Source organism: Pseudomonas sp. 6D_7.1_Bac1 (assembly GCF_025465945.1).
In the GTDB taxonomy this organism is placed as follows: domain Bacteria; phylum Pseudomonadota; class Gammaproteobacteria; order Pseudomonadales; family Pseudomonadaceae; genus Aquipseudomonas.
This window is the reverse complement of the sequence record NZ_JANLNW010000068.1, coordinates 14041-32226: the sequence shown is the minus strand read 5'-3', so window position 1 is coordinate 32226 and position 18186 is coordinate 14041. Positions and strand designations below refer to the sequence as shown.

Below are 18186 nucleotides of genomic sequence, written 5' to 3'. Positions count from 1 at the left end.
GAATTCCGAAACCCCTATCTGCGTATGCAGGTAGGGGTTTTGTTTTGCCTGCGAGAAAGTTTCATTTCAGGATTGAAACAAAATTGCACAGTTATTTTTCGGTCAGAACACTAAAATAGAGCCCTTATTTTCAGAACCTGAGCCCTTTATGCCAGATTCGGTTGACACCCCTGGGCTGTCAGATTTACCGCTGGACGACTTGGTAGCGTGTCATGAATGCGACTTGTTGATGCGTAAGCCGCAACTTGCACATGGCGAGAAAGCTGTATGTCCGCGCTGTGGTTATGAGCTCTATGCCCATCGGCACAATGTCGTGGAGCGTAGCCTCGCACTGGTGATCGCCGCGTTGCTGTTGTACGTACCCGCGAACTTTTTACCCATCATGCAGCTTCATCTACTCGGACAGTCGTCGCACGACACTGTCTGGAGTGGCGTCGTTGGCCTGTTCGATACCGGAATGCAAGGCGTGGCAGTGGTGGTGTTCCTGTGCAGCATGGGGATCCCGCTGCTCAAGTTGCTCTGTCAGTTGTTGGTATTGCTGAGCGTTCGTTTTGATATTGGGCGCAGCTATGGCTTGCTGCTCTATCGCGTTTATCACCATCTACGCGATTGGGGAATGCTCGAGGTCTATTTGATGGGCGTGCTGGTGGCCATCGTCAAACTGGCTGACCTTGCGTCGATAACAGTTGGCTTGGGCTTGGTGTGCTTTATCAGTTTGCTGTTGGTCCAGGTTTGGCTTGAGGTAGTGATGTCACCTCATCAGATCTGGCAGGCGCTGTCAGGAGAGGATGCTCATGCGGGCGATTGATGCAGGCATTCTGATTTGTACTGAATGCCACGAGCTGAACAAGCAAGAATCGGACACCGACGAGCAGACATGTACCCGATGCGGTGCACTGGTTCATGCGCGTCGCCCCAATAGCCTGATGCGCACCTGGGCGTTGCTGATTACCGCGGCGATTCTCTATATACCCGCCAATGTGTTGCCGATCATGACCGTCAGCACATTAGGACAGGGTGAAGGCGATACCATCATCTCCGGCGTGATTACCCTGGTTCAGCACGGAATGTTTCCGATTGCTGCCGTGGTGTTTGTCGCCAGTATTCTGGTGCCGACTTTCAAACTGGTGGGTATCGCTTTGCTGTTGTTTTCGGTGCAGCGCCGCCAACCTTTATCCGCAAGGCAACGCATCGTGATGTATCGGTTTATCGAGTTCATTGGCCGATGGTCAATGCTGGATATTTTCGTTATCGCGATTTTGGTGGCGGTGGTGAACTTCGGTCGGCTTGCCAGTATCGAAGCGAATCTCGGTGCGGTGGCCTTCGCCAGTGTGGTGATTTTGACAATGCTTGCTGCAGTAACTTTCGATCCCCGACTGATTTGGGATAACACGGAGTCGGACGACGACCATGACTGATTTGCCTAAAGCAAAAACTCGACCGGCTTCGAACTGGTCGGCCATCTGGGTGCTGCCCCTGATTGCGTTGATAATTGGCGGATGGTTGGGCTGGCGCGCCTACAATGAGACCGGCATTGAGGTTCAGGTTCGCTTTGAAAGCGGCGAAGGCATTCAGGCCAACAAAACCGAAGTGGTCTACAAAGGCATGTCGGTCGGTAAGGTAAAAAAACTGACTCTGGATGATGACGGCAAAACCCGTGGGGTTATCGCCACCATTGAAATGAACAAGGACGTCGACAGGTACCTGAAGACCAGTACGCGTTTCTGGCTGGTCAAGCCGAGTGTTACGCTGGCCGGGATTACTGGCCTGGAAACACTGGTCTCGGGTAACTACGTGGCGATCAGCCCGGGTGAAGGCGATCCAAGCCGCACGTTCACGGCCTTGGTAAAAGAGCCGCCGCTGTCTGATTTCAAACCAGGCCTGCACCTGACCATCAAGGCCGATCGCCTGGGCTCTCTGAATCGTGGCAGTCCGGTGTTCTATAAGCAGATCCAGGTCGGTCAGGTGAAAAGTTACCAGCTGTCCGAAGACCAGAACACCGTCGAGATCAAAGTCTTCATCGAACCCACTTACGCCAACCTGGTGCGCAAACATACGCGTTTCTGGAATGCCAGCGGGATCAGCATCGATGCCAACCTGTCTGGCGTGAAAGTGCGCAGTGAGTCGCTGGCCAGTATCGTCGCGGGCGGTATCGCCTTCGCCACACCAGACAACCGCAAAGATAGCCCACCCACCGACCCGAGTTTGCCGTTTCGTCTCTATGAAGACTTCGACGCTGCTCAGGCCGGTATTCGCGTCAAAGTGAAACTCAGTGACTTCGAAGGCCTGCAAGCCGGCCGCACGCCGGTGATGTACAAAGGCATTCAGGTCGGTAACCTGAAAGCGCTCAAGGTCGATCCGGACCTGTCCAGCGCTACGGCCGAGCTGACCCTTGATCCGCTTGCCGAGGATTATCTGGTCACCGGGACTCAGTTCTGGGTGGTCAAACCGTCGATTTCGCTGGCGGGGATCACCGGACTCGAAGCCTTGGTCAAAGGTAATTACATCGCCGTGCGTCCTGGCGACAAGGGCGGGGCGCCGCAACGCGAATTCGAAGCTCGGGCCAAAGCCCCGCCTCTGGATTTGCGTTCTCCAGGTCTGCACCTGGTGCTATTCACTGAAAATCTCGGTTCGCTGGAAGTCGGCAGCCCGATTCTCTACAAGCAGGTCAAGGTAGGTTCGGTGCAGAGCTATCAGTTCTCGCGCACCAAAAAGCAGTTGGTCATCGGTGTGCACATCGAGAAAGAATACGAAGGACTGGTCAACGCCTCGACGCGATTCTGGAATGCCAGCGGGATTACCCTGACCGGTGGCCTCACGGGCGGGATTCAGGTCAAAAGCGAATCTCTGCAAAGCCTGATGGCCGGCGGTATTGCGTTCGAAACACCGGAAGCCAAGGCACCGTTGCAGAAGCGCATTCCACGTTTCCGCCTGTTCACCAGCCATGACGAAGCGACGCAGAAGGGCGCCGTGGTCACGATCAAGATCGATCGTGCCGACGGCTTGCGCAACGGCACGCCGATTCGCTTCAAAGGTCTGGACGTCGGCAAGGTAGAAGACGTCGACCTCAGTGATGACCTGCAATCCGTGCTGCTCACCGCACGGATCACCGAAGTGCCGGAGCGCATTGCCCGGGTGGGCAGCCAGTTCTGGGTGGTCAAGCCGGAGCTGGGCCTGATCAAAACGTCCAACCTGGAAACCCTGGTCACCGGGCAATACATCGAAGTTCAGCCCGCCGCGAAAAACCTCGGGCCGCAAAAAAGCTTTGTCGCGTTGCCCAAGCCTCCCGAGGCGACGACGCAAGAAGCCGGTCTGAGTCTGGTGTTGAGCGCTGCTCGCCGTGGTTCGTTGAAGACAGGGGTGCCGGTGACTTACCGCGAAGTAACGGTGGGCAAGGTCACTGGTTATGAACTGGGGCAGACGGCCGATCGGGTACTGATTCATATCCTGATCGAGCCGAAATATGCGCCCTTGGTGCGCAGTGGCAGCCGATTCTGGAACACCAGCGGTTTTGGCGCGGACTTCGGTTTGTTCAAGGGCGTGACCGTGCGCACGGAATCACTGGAAACGTTGATTCAGGGCGGTATTGCCTTCGCCACGCCGGAAGGTGATCGCATGGGCAGTCCTGCGCGTGCTGAACAGACCTTCCCGCTGTTCGACAAGTTCGAGGACGAGTGGCTGGTCTGGGCACCGAAGATTTCCCTCGGTAAATAACCCAGAACGGCAATCACAAAAAAGGCCGCGATCCATTGGATCGCGGCCTTTTTCGTTACGACTCTGGCGAGAGGTTTAAACCTCGTCCAGCTCCGGCTCGGTCGACTCAACCTTGACCGCCGCTTTCACCTCATCATGCCGACGAATGTACTTCCAGTCCGCCTCGTCGATGTAGATACCATGCGGCCCGCTACCACCTTCCAGGTCGATAGCGACACTGGCGCAGACCTGCGGCTTCACACTGGCCAGAATCGGCACAAAGCCCAGCTGCAAGCTGGTTTCCAGCAAGGCTGCCTGGTTTTTCTCGTCGATATCCGCCGCCTCGTCGAGGTAGTACGGCAGGCGTACGCGACCGGCCTGGTCGCGGTCCATCAAGTGCAGCAACAAGTACATGTTGGTCAGCGCTTTGATGGTCATGGTGGTGCCGTTGGACGCCGCGCCATCGATGTCGGTGTGAATCACCGGCGATCCGTTGACCTTGGTGATTTCGAACGCCAGCTCGAACAGATCTTTCAGGCCGAGCTGATTGTGGTTCGCCGCCACCAGACGTGCCAGATATTCCTTGGCTTCTTCGTTCTTGTTGTCCTGATCGGCGCTTTGGCTCAGGTCGAACACCGACAGGGTTTCGCCTTCTTCATACTGACCGGCACTGTGGATGATCTGGTCGATATGCTTGAGGGCTTCCTTGTTCGGCGCCAGCACGATGCGGAAGCTTTGCAGGTTGGAGACCTGACGCTTGTTGATCTCGCGGTTGAACAGCGCCAGTTGGTGTTCGAGGCTGTCATAGTCACTGCGGATGTTGCGCAGGGTCCGGGCGATGTCGGTGACTGCCGCACGGCGGGCCTTGCCGAGGGTCAGGGCTTCGTCGGTGCGGTGCGCGTAAGCATTGATCAGCAATTGCAGGCGACGCTCGACATCGTCTTCGCTGTCGAACTTGGCCACACCCTTGAGCCGGACCTGCGCGTAAAGCGCCTCGATCTGCCCGTCGACACGCAGCAGGCCTTGCCAGCTGTCCTGATAGTCATTGAGCAACGGCAGCAGGTTGTCCATGGAATCGTCGATCGGGTCCATGAACGGTGTACCGAACGGCAGGTCTGCCGGCAACAGCTGACGGCGTCGCAGGGCGTCGTCGAGGGTGCGTTGCTTGGCTTCCATGTCGCCGATCTGCCGGCCGACCAGTTGCAGTTTGGCCGACAGTTGCTGGACGCGTTCGGTGAAGGCATCGCTGGAGCGTTTCAACTCGTCCTGGGCGGCTTCCATCTGTGCCAGTTGCTCAAGCTTGTCGCCCTCTTCGGCGCTCAGGGTTTGCGAGCGACGGAAGTCTTCCAGGGCTTTCTGTGCATCCAGCACTTGCTGGTACAGCGCTTCGGTCTGGGTTTTGCTGGCCGCGCGGTCCGCCGCTACGGCCGCCTGAGTTTTCAGTTGCTTGAATTCTTTGTCCAGACGCTCTTTCTGATCGCGCAGCGCGGCGCGGTCGGCCAAGGCTTGCAGGGCCGGCGGCTCGATGTGCGAGAGGTCGATGGACAGGCCCGGCGCTTCGAAACGTTCGCCTTTGAAACTGTCGAGGATCAGCTCCATGGATTTGACCCACTGGCCGTCCTCATCCAGCGCAATGCCATGCTCGCCCAGCGGCAAGCTGAACAGTGCACTGTTGAACAGACGCATCAGGCGTTCGACGTCCTGTTGCGAGAACTCTTCACGCAAGCGGGCGTAGCTGTTGTTGTCGGCGTGATCGAGTTGTTGCTTGACCGACTTCAGGCGTTTTTCCAGGTCCCGTAGACGCTCCTCGAGGTCTTCGGCGCTGAACTGACGGGACTGCGCCAGCGCACCGGCCAGTTCATCGTGTGCGTCCTTGGCGGCGAGCAATTGCTGTTCGAGGACTTTGACGTCATCGACCAGGGCGAAGCGATGCTTGAGCACCGACAACTCGCCGAGCCAGCGCTGGATGCCGGTGATTTCGCGTTCCAGGCGCATCAGTTCTTGGGTACCGCCGCGCTGATCGTTTTGCAGCGCGTCTTGCTCGTTGCGGTAGTGCTCGGCCTGGATCGTCAGCTCTTCCTTGCGGGCACTGGCGTAGTCCGACCAGGTGCCGAGCAGGGAGTCGAGCAGCGGCGAGATGCGGTGCAATTTGCCGCGCAGGATGTTGCGCTGGGTAACGCCGGCAGCAAGGGCTTCGACCAACGGACCGGCAGTGACCAGCGAGTTGTAGTCCTGCTCCATGCGGCGCACGTCGCGGAAGGCTTCTTCGCACGCGGCGATGTAATCAACACTGCCGGAACGCAGGCTGTGCTCGAAGGCATCAAGGAACAGCTGCTTGAGTTTGGCTGCGGTGATTTCGCGCATGTGCAGCAGGTTGATGAACAGTGCGCGGAAGGTCTTCAGGCTCTGCTCGCTGGTGGAGCGCAGCGGGATCAGCGTCAGGTCCAGCGGAATCGAAGTGTGACCACCTACTAGCAAGCGACGCAGTTCATCAGGCTTTAGCTCGTAGGCTTTCAGGCCTTCGCGCTCAAGGTTGGTGAACAGCTCTTTCTGGCGCAGGCAGGTGTCGTTTTTCTGGTAATGGGCCAGGTCCAGTTTGCCGGCATAGGCAAAGAACTGGTGACCGAAACCGCCACCCGGGCCGCGACCGACTACGCCGATCACATGAGGACCGTGCGGCAGCGAGACTTCCACCAGGATGTAGCTGGTGTCCGAAGCGAAGTAGAAACGCCGCGATTGCTCCAGGCTGTACTTGCCGAAGCTCATGTCCGACATGCGCGCCAGGATCGGGAACTGCAAGGCGTTGATCGAGGCGGATTTACCGAGGTTGTTCGCGCCGTAGACCGACAGCGGCTCTTCCAGCGGGAACAACCCGAGGCTGTAACCGGCGGTGTTCAAAAGGGCAAAGCGGCGAATGCCGTAACGTTCCTTGCTCATGCGTCGAGCTCCTGTTCTTCGGCAATGGCGCGGGCCAGCGCGTCTTCTTCGCTGTCCTCTGCGAAGTCACTCAAATCCAGCGGGTCATCGGTTTGCAGCAGTTTTTCGTCGCTGTCGTCATCGATCAGCACCGGCGCCGGCAATGGCAGCACGCTGTGCAGACTGGCGGCCAGGTCACGGTCCTGCTGAACCGACAGGCAAACGTCGAGGAAACGGTGCATCGGCGGCAGGAATCGGTAGATACCGTTCTCTTCGCCAGCGAAACCAAGCTGGGTCATGCGGCGCATGATTTTTTCTTCCAGCTCTTCCTGGGTTTGCACTTCGGCCTGAATGAACAGATCGCGGTACTTTTCCAGCAACGAGGGCAATTCATCGCGACCGAGGCTGCCGCCATCGAGCACGGCGATCGGGTCGCGGCCCTGGTCGGCCAAATGCTCGACCAGGATGAAGGTGAACAGCGCTAAACGTTGAGCCGTCTTGTTCACCGCCGCTGCCGCGAGGTCCGGAACGAAGTAGTAGAAGCCGCGTGTGTCGCAGACCAGTTCAAACCCCAGGGCTTTGAACAGCGTGCGGTACTGGTCCTGAAAGTTCGACAGCTGCGCATACAGTTCAGGATCGCGACGGCTGACGTGGTAGCCCTTGAACAGCTCGCGAAAGATCGGTGCCAGCTGAGACAGTTCGGATAGATCAAGATGCATGTGGAGTGCTCGCAGAATTCTCGGTGACGTCGGTGCCGGCCGAGAGCAGGGCGAAGGAGCGCAGGCTGACCTGGTGCTCGTGAGTGTGATAGTCGCGGCGTTCCAGACGCTCGCGTTTGAAGCGTTTTTCCCGCGACAGGCGCGAGAACCAGTACAGCAACTCGTCGGTGGCGCCGTCTGGTTCCTGTTCCAGCAGCCAGGTCATCAGGTCCGGCATCGGCAGGGCGTCTTCGCAGCGTTCGAGCATTTCCCGGACGGTGCGCGGTGCCCGTGGGGCTTCGCCTTTCTGAGTCTTGTGGGCTTTGGGGAAACGCGCCGGTTTTGGCTCGAAACGCGCCAGTGCATAAACATAGGCTTCGACCTGACTGGCACTGCCCAGGAAGGTGCTTTGCGGTCGGGTGAACATCGGCATCGCCGCTTGCGGCACCGCGTCGATGCCCTTGCGGCGGATCATCGACAGGGCCAGCGCCGCACCACGGGTCACGGCGTTGTGTCGGCGCGCCTCTTCACGCAGCGGCAGCAACAGTTCACGAGCGTGACGCAAGGTCAACTGAGCGCTGGTCTGCATTTCGAGAATACGCGCGTGGGTGCGCAGCAGCATGTCGTCGTCGACCAGGTGGCCGAGGCGCTGTTGTTCGCTGAGCATGCGCAGCAGGACATTTTCAACCTTGCGCACGCCTTGCTCGAAGGCACCATCGGCGTTGACCAACTGGATCATCGGTTCGACGTATTCGTCCCACGTCGCCAGCACTTCGGCATAACGCTGACGCAACGGGATCTGCCGGTCACTGGTCTTGGCCCGCTCGGCGACGGCCACCAGGGCCTGTTCGTCGTTGGCGAGTTTCTTCAGCACATCGCGCACGCGCATGTCGAGCAAACGCAGTTGGCGCGCCAGATCATTGCCGTCACGGATGTCGAAGGCGTCCTGAATGTAACCGGCCAGCCGCTCCAGATGGCGCAGGTAGGCTTCGATTTCCAGGCACAGGCCCAAGCGATGCTCACGGCGCAGATAGGCGAGGAAGTCGTGGATTTGCGCGTTCAGTTCAAAACGGTTCGGGCTTTTGGCCACTGGAACCAGAATGTCGAGGCGGATCCACACATCCAGCAGGCTGGTGATGTCCTGTGGCGTGCTGTCCAGTTGCTGGGCGGCCAGTTGCGAGCGCAGTTCGTTGAGGCTCAGGGTGCCTTGGTCGAAGTGCTCGCACAAAGGCTCCAGAAGTGCCCAGTGTTCGGCGAGGGCGCGCAAGACGCGCTTGGGTTCGATCATTGGAATGGCCGGCTGGTTGGCGATTAAAAGCAGCGATTGTACTGCATCACGCGCGATGGGAATCACTCTCGCAGGATCGGCGGGACGGACAGTCGCTTTTCTATCGATCAACTGCGGGTGATCTTGAGCGAAGGGCGGTAGAATCCCTGCACTTTAGTTATCCACAAGTGGCCGACCTTTGCTTATCGAGTCCCGTCGCCGCGCCTATATGACCGCCATGCAGGTGGTCAACTGGCTGCCGCGCACCGAGTTACCCTTTGCCGCGCCGTCGCGGCCCGAGCTGCTGGAAGCGCCAGAACCGTTGGTCGAGACGCCAATGATGGCGCCGACTCCAGCCGCGAAAGCTGTCGCAGAGCCCGTGGCCAGGCCGACTGAGCGGGTCAAGGTCGAAGTGCCGCGCCCAACGCCTTCGGTCGCGCGTCCGGCGAGCAAGCCGGTCGAGGACGCGGAAGAGACATCGGTCGTGGCGAAGACACCGCCAGTGCCGCCACCGCGTTTTGCCCTGCAATTGCTGCGTGCCGGCCGTTGCCTGCTGCTGGTGGAGTTACCCACAGGCAGTGCGTTCCAGACGCGTGATCCAGCCTACTTGCTGCTCAAGGACATGCTGCGCGCCGCCGGTCTGCCGGACAGCCCGCAAATTGTTGGCGAACCGGTCCGTTGGCCGCTGCTGACGCGTGGAACCATGGATCAAGGCCCAGAGGCCGCTCGCGATTTCGTTCAGGGTTTCCTTTCGGCTCGCCTGGAAGATGCACCCTGCGTATGCCTGTGGTTGATCGGCCTGCCGGCGGTGCGTTTTGCCGGTGAGGCGGACGCTGAATCCTATAACCGCGAACTTCAGGTAGAAGGCCTGGGATCGGTCTGGGCGCTGCCTGGCCTGGAATTATTAATGGAAGAGCCACAGCGTAAGGCTGATGTCTGGCAAGCCATGCGTCGGCTGATGGCGCGCTGGAAAGAATCAAATGAGTGACGCTGTATCGTTTCGCCCGATGACCGAAGCAGATTTGGACGCTGTACTGAAAATTGAATACGCGGCGTTCAGCCATCCCTGGACCCGTGGAATTTTTCTTGATGGTCTGGGCAAGTACCAGATCTGGTTGATGTTCGAAGGTCAGCAGCAGGTTGGCCACGGCGTGGTGCAGATCATCCTCGATGAGGCGCATCTGCTGAACATCACGGTCAAACCGGAAAATCAGGGGCGCGGCCTTGGCCTGATGCTGCTTGAGCATCTGATGTCCCGTGCCTACGCAGCCAAAGCCCGTGAGTGCTTCCTGGAAGTACGCGATAGCAACCGCGCGGCGTTTCGCCTGTATGAGCGTTATGGTTTCAACGAAGTCGGTCGCCGTCGCGATTACTACCCGGCGGTGGGCGGGCGTGAAGATGCAGTTGTCATGGCCTGCACGCTGGTGGATTGAGCCTTAAAAGCATCGCGAGCAGGCTCGCTCCCACAGTGGAACTGTTTAGTACACAAAATCTGTGACTGACATAAACCCAGTGGGAGCGAGCCTGCTCGCGATGGCGTCCTATGAGGCGCTAAAGGATTACCGATTGCCATCAATCGGATCGCGCTCCGCCAACTCAGCCTCATCCAGCCCGTTGCCGCCGCCGATCTCGTCCTCATCGACAATGCTCAAGTCCCAATCAGCCTGTTCACCTTCTCCGGCTTCATGGGCGTCACGGGCGCCATCTTCACGGATCAGGTTTCCCGGGCTCATGTCGTCGTCGGTGGATTCGTCATCATCCGTGGAGTTCTCGGGCATACCCGCTTCACGGATGTGTTTCCTGGGCGTCTGTTGATCACGCTCATGCTCGGGGATCAGGCCGCCGATTGTCTCGCCGGGTTCTTCTTCATCGAAATCCAGTTCGCGCATCGAGCCCATGCGATCTTCGTTGTCGTCGATGGGCTCGGGTTGTACCGAGCCGTAGGGACGTCGTGAATCAGTCATGGAAAATCCTCATAATGTGGAACCCTATAGGGTGGACAAGCGCTACCCTTGAAGATTCCAAGGTATTTGACGTTCGACTATCTGCAACACCCGCGTGACCCCGATGGACGGTTGTCTGTCAAAGCAGGGCATCATTCTTGAGGCTTCAGAGCATGAACGAATTACAAGATCTGATTGATAACAACGAGCGTTGGGCCGATGCGATCAAGCAGGAAGATCCTGACTTCTTCGCCAAGCTGGCGCGTCAGCAAGCTCCGGAATACCTGTGGATCGGCTGCTCCGACGCGCGCGTGCCGGCCAACGAAATCGTGGGCATGCTGCCCGGCGATTTGTTCGTGCACCGTAACGTTGCCAACGTGGTGCTGCACACCGATCTCAATTGCCTGTCGGTGATTCAGTATGCGGTGGATGTGCTCAAGGTCAAACACATCCTGGTCACCGGCCACTACGGTTGCGGCGGCGTGCGCGCCTCGATGCAGGACCGTCAGTTGGGCCTGATCGACGGCTGGTTGCGCTCGATTCGCGATCTTTATTACGAACACCGCGAAGCGCTTGGCCAACTACCCACTGAAGAAGAGCGGGTCGACCGCCTCTGCGAACTCAACGTGATCCAGCAAGTGGCCAACGTCGGTCATACCAGCATTGTGCAAAATGCCTGGCACCGCGGGCAGAGCCTGTCGATCCACGGCTGCATCTATGGCATCAAGGACGGTCGCTGGAAAAGCCTGAACGCGACCATCAGCGGTTTCGAGCAACTGCCTCCGCAATACCGTTTGCGCCCGGTCGGTGCCTTGTAAGCAGTGGCGAGCCTCTGTTCAGCAGGGGCTATGTCGATGCCAGTATTGCAAGAACTTCTGGCCCTCGGCGTTTGGCGGATCATCGTAGCCGGTGATCCAGCCACGGCAGCCGGGCGAACCGCACTGACAGGCGAACTGGTGCATCAGTTTGTCTTCGGTGCTGGCGTAGTCCATGCACAGCACGCTGCCGGGGGTGATGTCTTTCAACGCCCATAACCACATCTCACTCATGTCGAGAAAGACATTCGGGTCGCAGGAGTGCAGCAGTAGCCCCGAAAAAAACGGGTCGTAGACGTGGATCCCCGGTATCAATTGCAGGGTATGCAGTTGGCGGGTGTGAGTCAGTAGCCCGGATACCCGGCAGATTCGGCTGATACGCAGGTAATCGCGCAGTGCCGTGATTGCCGCACCGCGCCCGTCGTTAGTCTGGATAACCGTGAAGTCCGTTCTGGAAGGATAGCCCTGGCGAGTGCTGAGCCCTTCGTACGGGTAAATGCACTCGTGGGGCAGTGGACGCGCCTTGTCCTGAGCCTGGGGTTTCATAACGATCCTTGTCTGATAGGTGCTGCGACCTCCGTAGGCTGGCGATCCTGTCAGCCCTGCAGCACATGGGTACGCTTGAAGAGTCTCGCAAATGCAACAGACGGTCTACTGTCAGATCTGACAGGAGACAGCGGCTGCCTGCTGCGTCAGCGAATGCTTACGCAGCAGGCTTGCACGCAGGATTACAAGTGAGTTGCAGCCAGCGCGGGTGCAGGCACCTTTAGCTGGTCCAGTTGAGGTTTGATGTCCGCGGTCGAGCATTTGGCCGCCGCTTGCTCGGGCGTCAGGTTGCGGATCGAGGTGTAGAACAGCTCGCAGGTTTTCTCTTTCTGGGTCACTTGCCAGGTTTGCGTGCAGGTATTGAGTTGTGTACTCGGGTCACTGGACGGTTTGCTGCCCATTCCCGCTTGCCAGCAAGCCGCACTCAAGTCCTGGCCCATCACCTTCAAACCCACTGCGTCGGCCTTGGCCTGATCGCCGTCATAGCTCGCCGGGTCGGCCGCATACCAAATGTAACTGGGGTGGTTAGAGCCCAGCACCGGCACCTTCACGCCCGGGGTTGGGATGATTTGTGCCAGGCCCAACACGGCCACGGTCTGCCCGTACTGCTCCTTGACCCAGTTACGCACCGGTGCACCGAACGCAACCATTGGCAAGGTCACGCCGCTGGCGGTCTGGCTGAATTGCTTGACCAGGGTGGTCTGGTAGTCCTTGAAGTAGCCGTAGACGCCTTCAAGGTCCTTGCCGGCGGTGGATGGAGCGGCAATTGGCGCGATATCGATGATGGTCTGGTAGGCCGGTGTCTGTTCGGCGGCGATGCCGTTGGCGGTCAGCAGCGTTGCCCAGCGGTCGGTGGTCTTCGATTCCAGGTAATCCTGGGCCTGGGTCAGTGAATAGTCCGGTGGGAAGTGCAGCAACTCGACGCTTTTACGGTTTTCCAGCGCCATGCCCAAGGGCAGGAACAGGTACCAGCTGTACGCCCACTTGCCGTCGGCATTCAGTTTGTTGGCGCCGGCGTGGGCCAGATCCCCTGCATCGAGCAATGCAGTCAGCGGTTTTGCGTAGTCCTTTGGCACGCCGCTGATATCAGCGTAGAGCTGATCGTTGTCGGTTTTTACCCTGACTTTTGCCGCGCTGTAGCCATCCCGTTGAACGCTTTGGGTCAGGTAGTGCTCGACCGTTTGCTCCAGCGTCCAGTTGCGATAGCAAATCACGTTACAGTTGTTGGGGTAGGCAAACAGCTGCGTTACCCGTTCGGTACTGCCCAGTTTCAGGTCGGTATCGGCGTGGGCGGTGGCACTCAAGGTAAGGGCGGCGAGGGTGAGGCTCAATCCTGCGAGTTTGAACATGCTCAGATCCTTTTCAGCGTGGGCCCCGTAAAAGTGGGGGTTAACGCCATACTGGATCAGGGGTGACAGACAAGGAAGTAGGGGGAGCAGTTTTTTTTATCGTCGGGGCCTGGCGCCCGACGTAGCAGCATGAACATGCTTGTCAGCCCGCCAGATCAGGGGGCGGGCCAACAGGATGTTGATAATTACAAGAGACGTAACGCCAGTTTACTACCTGCGTAAAGGTATTCGACTTGTGCAGCCACAGCATCTTTGACGATGGCTTCACCTGTATCGGTCAGCTTCGCCCTCTTGGCATCGATGACTGACAGTTGCAGCAGTTGCATGGCAACGTCCATTGCTTTTTGAAAGGCGGTTACATTGTTGTGCTGGCCAAACTCGCGAATAACTTCCTCCAGGCGCCGGTCGGAGTCATCACGAAGTTTTTTGTATTCTGAAAAGGAAACGCTGCCGTCTTTGTAGATTTCAGCCAGCATTTCTTCCAGTGTTTTTGATAGAGGAGACATCTATTCATCCTTGGGTGGTTTGCCTGTATGGCATGCAGGACATGCACAGGTCGAAGCTTAATCCAGGGAGATAGATGTCAGCGGTAGGGCGTCCCTTTGTTTGGTGTCGGGACATGCTGTCTCTATTGGTAAGAAAAACGTTGTAGGAGCAAGTAGGATTTGATGTGAAAGACGTGGGATTCGTAGAGCGCTCGCTCCTCAGGTAAGGAGCGAGCGCGTTCGTCAAACAGAGAAATGCAACGCATTGCTCAAATCGCCCATCGGCTTCTGGCCTCGGGCGATCATCGCGGTGTCCCGCTGTTTGATCCCGTCGAGCGTTTCAAGCTGGAACACCCGGGTGATTAACCGCAGGATCGACGCGGTATCGTACACCGTGTGATCCACCGTGCCTTTGCGGGCAAACGGCGACACCACCAGCGCCGGCACCCGCGTGCCCGGCCCCCAACGATCACCCTGCGGCGGTGCAACGTGGTCCCACCAGCCGCCGTTTTCGTCGACGGTGACCACCACCACCATGTTTTTCCACTGCGGGCTTTCGCGCAGCACTTTCAGGGCGCGGACGATATGCCGATCACCCGACGCCACATCGGCGTAACCGGCGTGCATGTTCAGGTTGCCCTGAGGCTTGTAGAAACTCACCGCAGGCAACTTCCCGGCTTCGGCATCGGCAAAGAACCGGTTGGTGCTCGATTCGTCCCCCAAACCACCATCGCGCAGGCGTTTGCTGCGTTCGGCCGGGTTTTCCGGACCCAGTTGCTTGAAGTAGTTGAATGGCTGATGGTGATACTGGAAGTTGGGGATCTTCGGAATGCCCCCCGAATCCTTGTACTGCTCCAGCGTCGCCTGCCAGGCGCCGGCGTACCAGGCCCAGTCAATGTTCTTCTTCGACAGCTTGTCGCCGATGTGTTCGTGGCTTTGCGGCACCAGCACGTTGGGCAGATCGGCTTTGGAGTATTCCTGACGGTCCGGGTCACGGATCCAGGTCGGCCAATAGGGCGGGGCCATGGTGTTGACTGCGTAGCCGTCGGGGGTCAGGGCGCTTGGACCGAATTGCGGTGGACCGGTCAGGGCGCTGGCCGGGGATTTCTCCAATGGTTTGAGGCGCGTGTCGAGCGGGTCATCGCTTTGCAGCGAAGCCATTTGCGCCTTGGCCACCGAATTGGCGGCATTCGGGTAAAACGGCACTGCGGCACTGATCAGGTATTGATGGTTGAGAAACGAGCCGCCAAATGCGCCCTGGAAGAAGTTATCGCAGAGCACGAACTCCCGGGCCACGTCCCACAGGCGCAGGGAATAACGACTTTGGGCGTAGTGGCCCATGGTTAAACCGCCGGAGTCGGCCCAGGCGACAAAACGGTCATTCTTGCCACCGTTGATCTGCATCTGGTTCTGATAGAACACATGCCACAGGTCCCGCGTCACCAGGCCAAACGGCAAGTCTTCGCCATTCGGGCCTTTGAGGGCGAAGGGAGCGTTGGGCAAGTGCTCCTGGAATTGGGTTTCGCTCGGATAGGTCACGCCATCGAGGGTTTGTGGACCGATCTGCAACACGCCACCCCAGGCCGGCGGCAAGGTTTCCAGCAGACTGCCGTCACGGTCGCGCTGCTGATAATCCTCAGGCTTGAGCGCTGACAACGGCTTTTCAAGGCCCGGGAAATCGCCGAACAGGTTATTGAAACTGCGGTTCTCGGCATAGATCACCACCACGGTTTTCACCTGATCGTGCAACGCCTTGTCCAGCTCGGCAGGCGACAGCGGACGCTCATCCGGCTTGCCCGGCGTGTCGCCATTGTTGCCGCACGCGCTCAGCGTCGCGCCGACCCCCAGGACTGCAACGCCACCCAGAAAACGCCGACGGCTGGTGTCGGTGGGGTTATCGGTGGAAGGTGGTGCGCCGTTGCCTTCTTTGTCGTCGTTCATCCTGAATCCTGGGTGATTAAGCGTTAAATTGGTTACAAGGCGTTTCGTGCGGACGGTAGCAATCAAATATGACGGAAATGCTACAGGGCGGTTTACGTTATAGATCGGCAAAAAATAGTGGAAGGGTGGGCTAGGGTCTGTTTGAAGATATCGAGGCGTTCACAGCAGCCTGTCAGCGAATATTTCACGACCAGGAATTTAGCGTTAAGTCTTTGCCAGCGCTGCTAGACTGGCGCCATATTGCTTTGAATCGAGAGGGTACTGAATGAAACCGTCAGCCGCTCTAGACCTCAAGCGCGCCGCTGTACGTGAAGTAGTGGGGCGTTTTCACACTGCCAACCCACGGGTTTTCGGTTCGGTGCTACGCGGCACTGACGAAGACGGCAGTGACCTGGATCTATTGGTGGACGCTTTACCAGGTGCAACGTTGTTTGATCTTGGCGGATTGCAGGTTGAACTGGAGGATTTGCTCGGTGTTTCCGTTGATCTGCTGACGCCTGGAGATCTGCCAGTAAAGTTTCGTGAGCAGGTGTTGGCTCAGGCGCTTCCTGTATGAACCAGAATCGCCTCGGCGACTACCTCGACCATATGCGTCAAGCCACTGGCGATGCACTGATCTTTGTTGAGGGTCTGAGCAAGGAAGAGTTTTTTGACGACAAGCGCACTCAGTAAGCGGTCATCATGAGCCTCATCATCATTGGCGAGGCGGCCACCAAAATCATGGATGGCTACTCCGAATTCGCGGCAGCCCATCCTCAAGTGCCATGGCGCAGCATGCGAGGCATGCGCAACCGAATCGCCCACGGCTACTTTGATATCAACCTTGAGGTGGTGTGGGATACGGTTCAGGCGGCGCTGCCGGAGTTGTTGAAGTGTCTGCCTGATGTATCGTCCTAACCGCACCTGCCCGTTTGTGGCAGGCGCGGCTACATCCCGTTATGGCATCACCGGCGCCACATACGTAAGCGTCGTCCCCAGCGCCCAGAGCAGAAACAGCACCAGCGGCGTGTGCACCAGCAGTTGCACGAACGAAAACCCGATCAGGTCCCGTGCTTTCAAGCCGAGCACGCCGAGCAGCGGCAGCATGTAGAACGGGTTGATCAGGTTGGGCAGGGCTTCGGCGGCGTTGTAGATCTGCACGGCCCAGCCCAGGTGGTACTTGAGGTCGTTGGCGACTTGCATCACGTACGGTGCCTCGATGATCCATTTACCACCGCCGGACGGAATGAAAAAGCCGAGGATCGCCGAGTACACGCCCATCAGCAGGGCGTAGGTGTCGTGGGAGGCGATGCTGACGAAGAAGGTCGAGATGTGATGTGCCAGGGTCTGGCCATCGGCGCCTTTGACCACGGTCATCAACGCGGCGATGGAGCCGTACAGCGGGAACTGGATCATCACGCCGGTGGTGGTCGGCACCGCCCGGGCCACCGCATCAAGGAAGCTGCGCGGGCGCCAGTGCAGCAGCGCCCCGAGCATCAGGAACAGGAAGTTGTAGGTGTTCAGGCCCGAAATCGCGCTGATCGCAGGTTTAGTCGCAAACTCATGAAACAGCCAGCCGGCTGCCAGCAGTACCAACAGAATGGTCAGTATCGGGCTGTACTCCAGCCATTCGCCCGGTCGGGTACGCGGCTGAGGTGCCGGCATGCTGAAGCTTGGATCGATGCCGCAGGCCTTGGCATCGCGAGCGGAGTTCGGGCCGGGGGCGGTGGCGTAGGCGATGATCAGCGAGACCACGATCAGCGCCAGCAGCAGAACGCCGGACTGCCACAGGAAAATCGTCTGGGTGAACGGAATCATCCCGGTGATTGACAGGATCGAGGGCGGCAAACTCGCCGGGTTGGCCTGCAATTGTGCCGCCGACGACGACAGCCCCAGCGCCCACACTGCGCCGAGCCCCAAGTAAGCGGCGGCACCGGCGGCGCGGTAATCCATGCGCAAATCGGTACGACGGGCCAGAGCCCGCACCAGCAAACCGCCGAACACCAGCGACAGCCCCCAGTTGAGCAACGAGGCAACCATGGAAATCAGTGCCACCCAGGCCACGGCCGAGCGGCCGTTCTTTGGGATGCGCGCCAGGCGGTCGATCAGTTTCACCGCCGGTGGCGAGCTGGCGACCACGTAGCCACCGATCACCACGAAGGCCATCTGCATGGTGAACGGGATCAGGCTCCAGAAGCCGTCACCGAAGGCCATCGCCGCGTCGGTGGGCTTGGCGCCCATGGCCATGGTGGCGAGGGCGACGATGATCACCGCGAGCGCGGCAAACACCCAGGAGTCGGGAAACCAGCGTTCGGCAAAGTTTGAGCAATGCAGGGCAAAGCGGGCGGAGCGGCTATCTTCGATATCAGCGGCCACGGAAGTACCTCGATTTTTTATGTTTATTGTGGGGCCAGCAGGGCGGCGCAGGCCCTTGCGGTCTGACATAAACAGTAAATCAATTGAGGCGTTTTTGCGGTGCTGTTTTGTGCGCTTGGGACTATGGTCTAACGGGTTGTTCGATCGCGCTTTTGCGTAGACCATGGGCGCCGTGATT

The 18186-nt window shown here is 58.7% G+C and carries 16 protein-coding genes and 1 pseudogene; 8 read left to right on the top strand and 9 right to left on the bottom strand.

From position 1 onward, the window contains the following. Positions 1–148: 148 nt before the first annotated feature. Genes NTD87_RS18220 through NTD87_RS18210 form a run of 3 tightly spaced genes read left to right on the top strand, consistent with a single transcriptional unit; the run spans position 149 to position 3714 of the window. A complete protein-coding gene (locus NTD87_RS18220) occupies positions 149–808 on the top strand; it encodes a paraquat-inducible protein A (RefSeq protein ID WP_262115462.1) in 660 nt (219 codons plus the stop codon). Next, positions 795–1418 carry a paraquat-inducible protein A gene (locus NTD87_RS18215; protein ID WP_262115461.1) on the top strand — a complete coding sequence of 208 codons (624 nt, stop codon included), beginning with the start codon at positions 795–797 and terminating at the stop codon, positions 1416–1418. The genes NTD87_RS18220 and NTD87_RS18215 overlap by 14 nt, the downstream gene beginning before the upstream one ends. Beyond that, positions 1411–3714, top strand: coding sequence for a PqiB family protein (locus tag NTD87_RS18210; RefSeq protein ID WP_262115460.1), 2304 nt, complete (start codon positions 1411–1413; stop codon positions 3712–3714). The genes NTD87_RS18215 and NTD87_RS18210 overlap by 8 nt, the downstream gene beginning before the upstream one ends. A 75-nt stretch (positions 3715–3789) precedes the next feature. Here the strand turns inward: NTD87_RS18210 and mksF are convergent, their stop codons facing one another. From mksF to mksB, 3 genes are read right to left on the bottom strand one after another with little or no spacing between them, the layout of a single operon-like run. Then, positions 3790–6630, bottom strand: coding sequence for an Mks condensin complex protein MksF (gene mksF / locus NTD87_RS18205; protein WP_262115459.1), 2841 nt, complete (start codon positions 6628–6630; stop codon positions 3790–3792). Further along, complete coding sequence (mksE, locus tag NTD87_RS18200; protein WP_262115458.1) at positions 6627–7328, bottom strand: Mks condensin complex protein MksE; 702 nt, start codon at positions 7326–7328, stop codon at positions 6627–6629. Before mksE ends, mksF begins: the two co-directional genes overlap by 4 nt. Then, entirely contained in the window at positions 7318–8595 is a 1278-nt protein-coding gene (gene mksB, locus NTD87_RS18195) for an Mks condensin complex protein MksB (protein WP_262115456.1), read from the bottom strand. Before mksB ends, mksE begins: the two co-directional genes overlap by 11 nt. A gap of 178 nt (positions 8596–8773) precedes the next feature. Between mksB and NTD87_RS18190 the strand changes: the two genes are divergently transcribed. Further along, complete coding sequence (locus NTD87_RS18190; protein ID WP_262115455.1) at positions 8774–9562, top strand: energy transducer TonB; 789 nt, start codon at positions 8774–8776, stop codon at positions 9560–9562. Next, positions 9555–10007, top strand: coding sequence for a ribosomal protein S18-alanine N-acetyltransferase (gene rimI / locus NTD87_RS18185; RefSeq protein WP_262115454.1), 453 nt, complete (start codon positions 9555–9557; stop codon positions 10005–10007). Before NTD87_RS18190 ends, rimI begins: the two co-directional genes overlap by 8 nt. A gap of 126 nt (positions 10008–10133) precedes the next feature. Here the strand turns inward: rimI and NTD87_RS18180 are convergent, their stop codons facing one another. Beyond that, entirely contained in the window at positions 10134–10538 is a 405-nt protein-coding gene (locus NTD87_RS18180) for a serine kinase/phosphatase (RefSeq protein ID WP_262115453.1), read from the bottom strand. Positions 10539–10690: 152 nt separating this feature from the next. Between NTD87_RS18180 and can the strand changes: the two genes are divergently transcribed. Next, positions 10691–11335 (top strand): carbonate dehydratase, encoded by a 645-nt coding sequence (gene can, locus NTD87_RS18175; RefSeq protein ID WP_262115452.1) that lies wholly within the window; start codon positions 10691–10693, stop codon positions 11333–11335. Between the two features lie 18 nt (positions 11336–11353). Here can and NTD87_RS18170 read toward each other — a convergent pair whose 3' ends face one another. From NTD87_RS18170 to NTD87_RS18155, 4 genes are all read right to left on the bottom strand, one after another. Further along, entirely contained in the window at positions 11354–11878 is a 525-nt protein-coding gene (locus NTD87_RS18170; protein WP_262115451.1) for a lysine methyltransferase, read from the bottom strand. Between the two features lie 182 nt (positions 11879–12060). Then, entirely contained in the window at positions 12061–13227 is a 1167-nt protein-coding gene (locus NTD87_RS18165) for a hypothetical protein (protein WP_262115449.1), read from the bottom strand. A gap of 185 nt (positions 13228–13412) precedes the next feature. After that, the gene (locus tag NTD87_RS18160) at positions 13413–13733 is read right to left on the bottom strand and encodes a hypothetical protein (protein WP_262115447.1); all 321 of its coding nucleotides are present in this window, start codon (positions 13731–13733) and stop codon (positions 13413–13415) included. 222 nt (positions 13734–13955) lie between these two features. Beyond that, positions 13956–15653 (bottom strand): acid phosphatase, encoded by a 1698-nt coding sequence (locus NTD87_RS18155; RefSeq protein WP_262115446.1) that lies wholly within the window; start codon positions 15651–15653, stop codon positions 13956–13958. Positions 15654–15918: 265 nt separating this feature from the next. On the opposite strand from NTD87_RS18155, the gene NTD87_RS18150 reads away from it, so the two are divergent. Then, positions 15919–16209, top strand: coding sequence for a nucleotidyltransferase family protein (locus tag NTD87_RS18150; RefSeq protein WP_262115444.1), 291 nt, complete (start codon positions 15919–15921; stop codon positions 16207–16209). Beyond that, positions 16206–16550 (top strand): annotated as a pseudogene (locus NTD87_RS18145) (DUF86 domain-containing protein). The gene NTD87_RS18150 and the pseudogene NTD87_RS18145 overlap by 4 nt, the downstream one beginning before the upstream one ends. A 39-nt stretch (positions 16551–16589) precedes the next feature. On the opposite strand, the gene NTD87_RS18140 reads toward NTD87_RS18145, so the two are convergent. Beyond that, positions 16590–18008, bottom strand: a complete 1419-nt coding sequence (locus tag NTD87_RS18140) for a short-chain fatty acid transporter (protein WP_262115443.1) — start codon at positions 18006–18008, stop codon at positions 16590–16592. Positions 18009–18186: the final 178 nt, after the last annotated feature.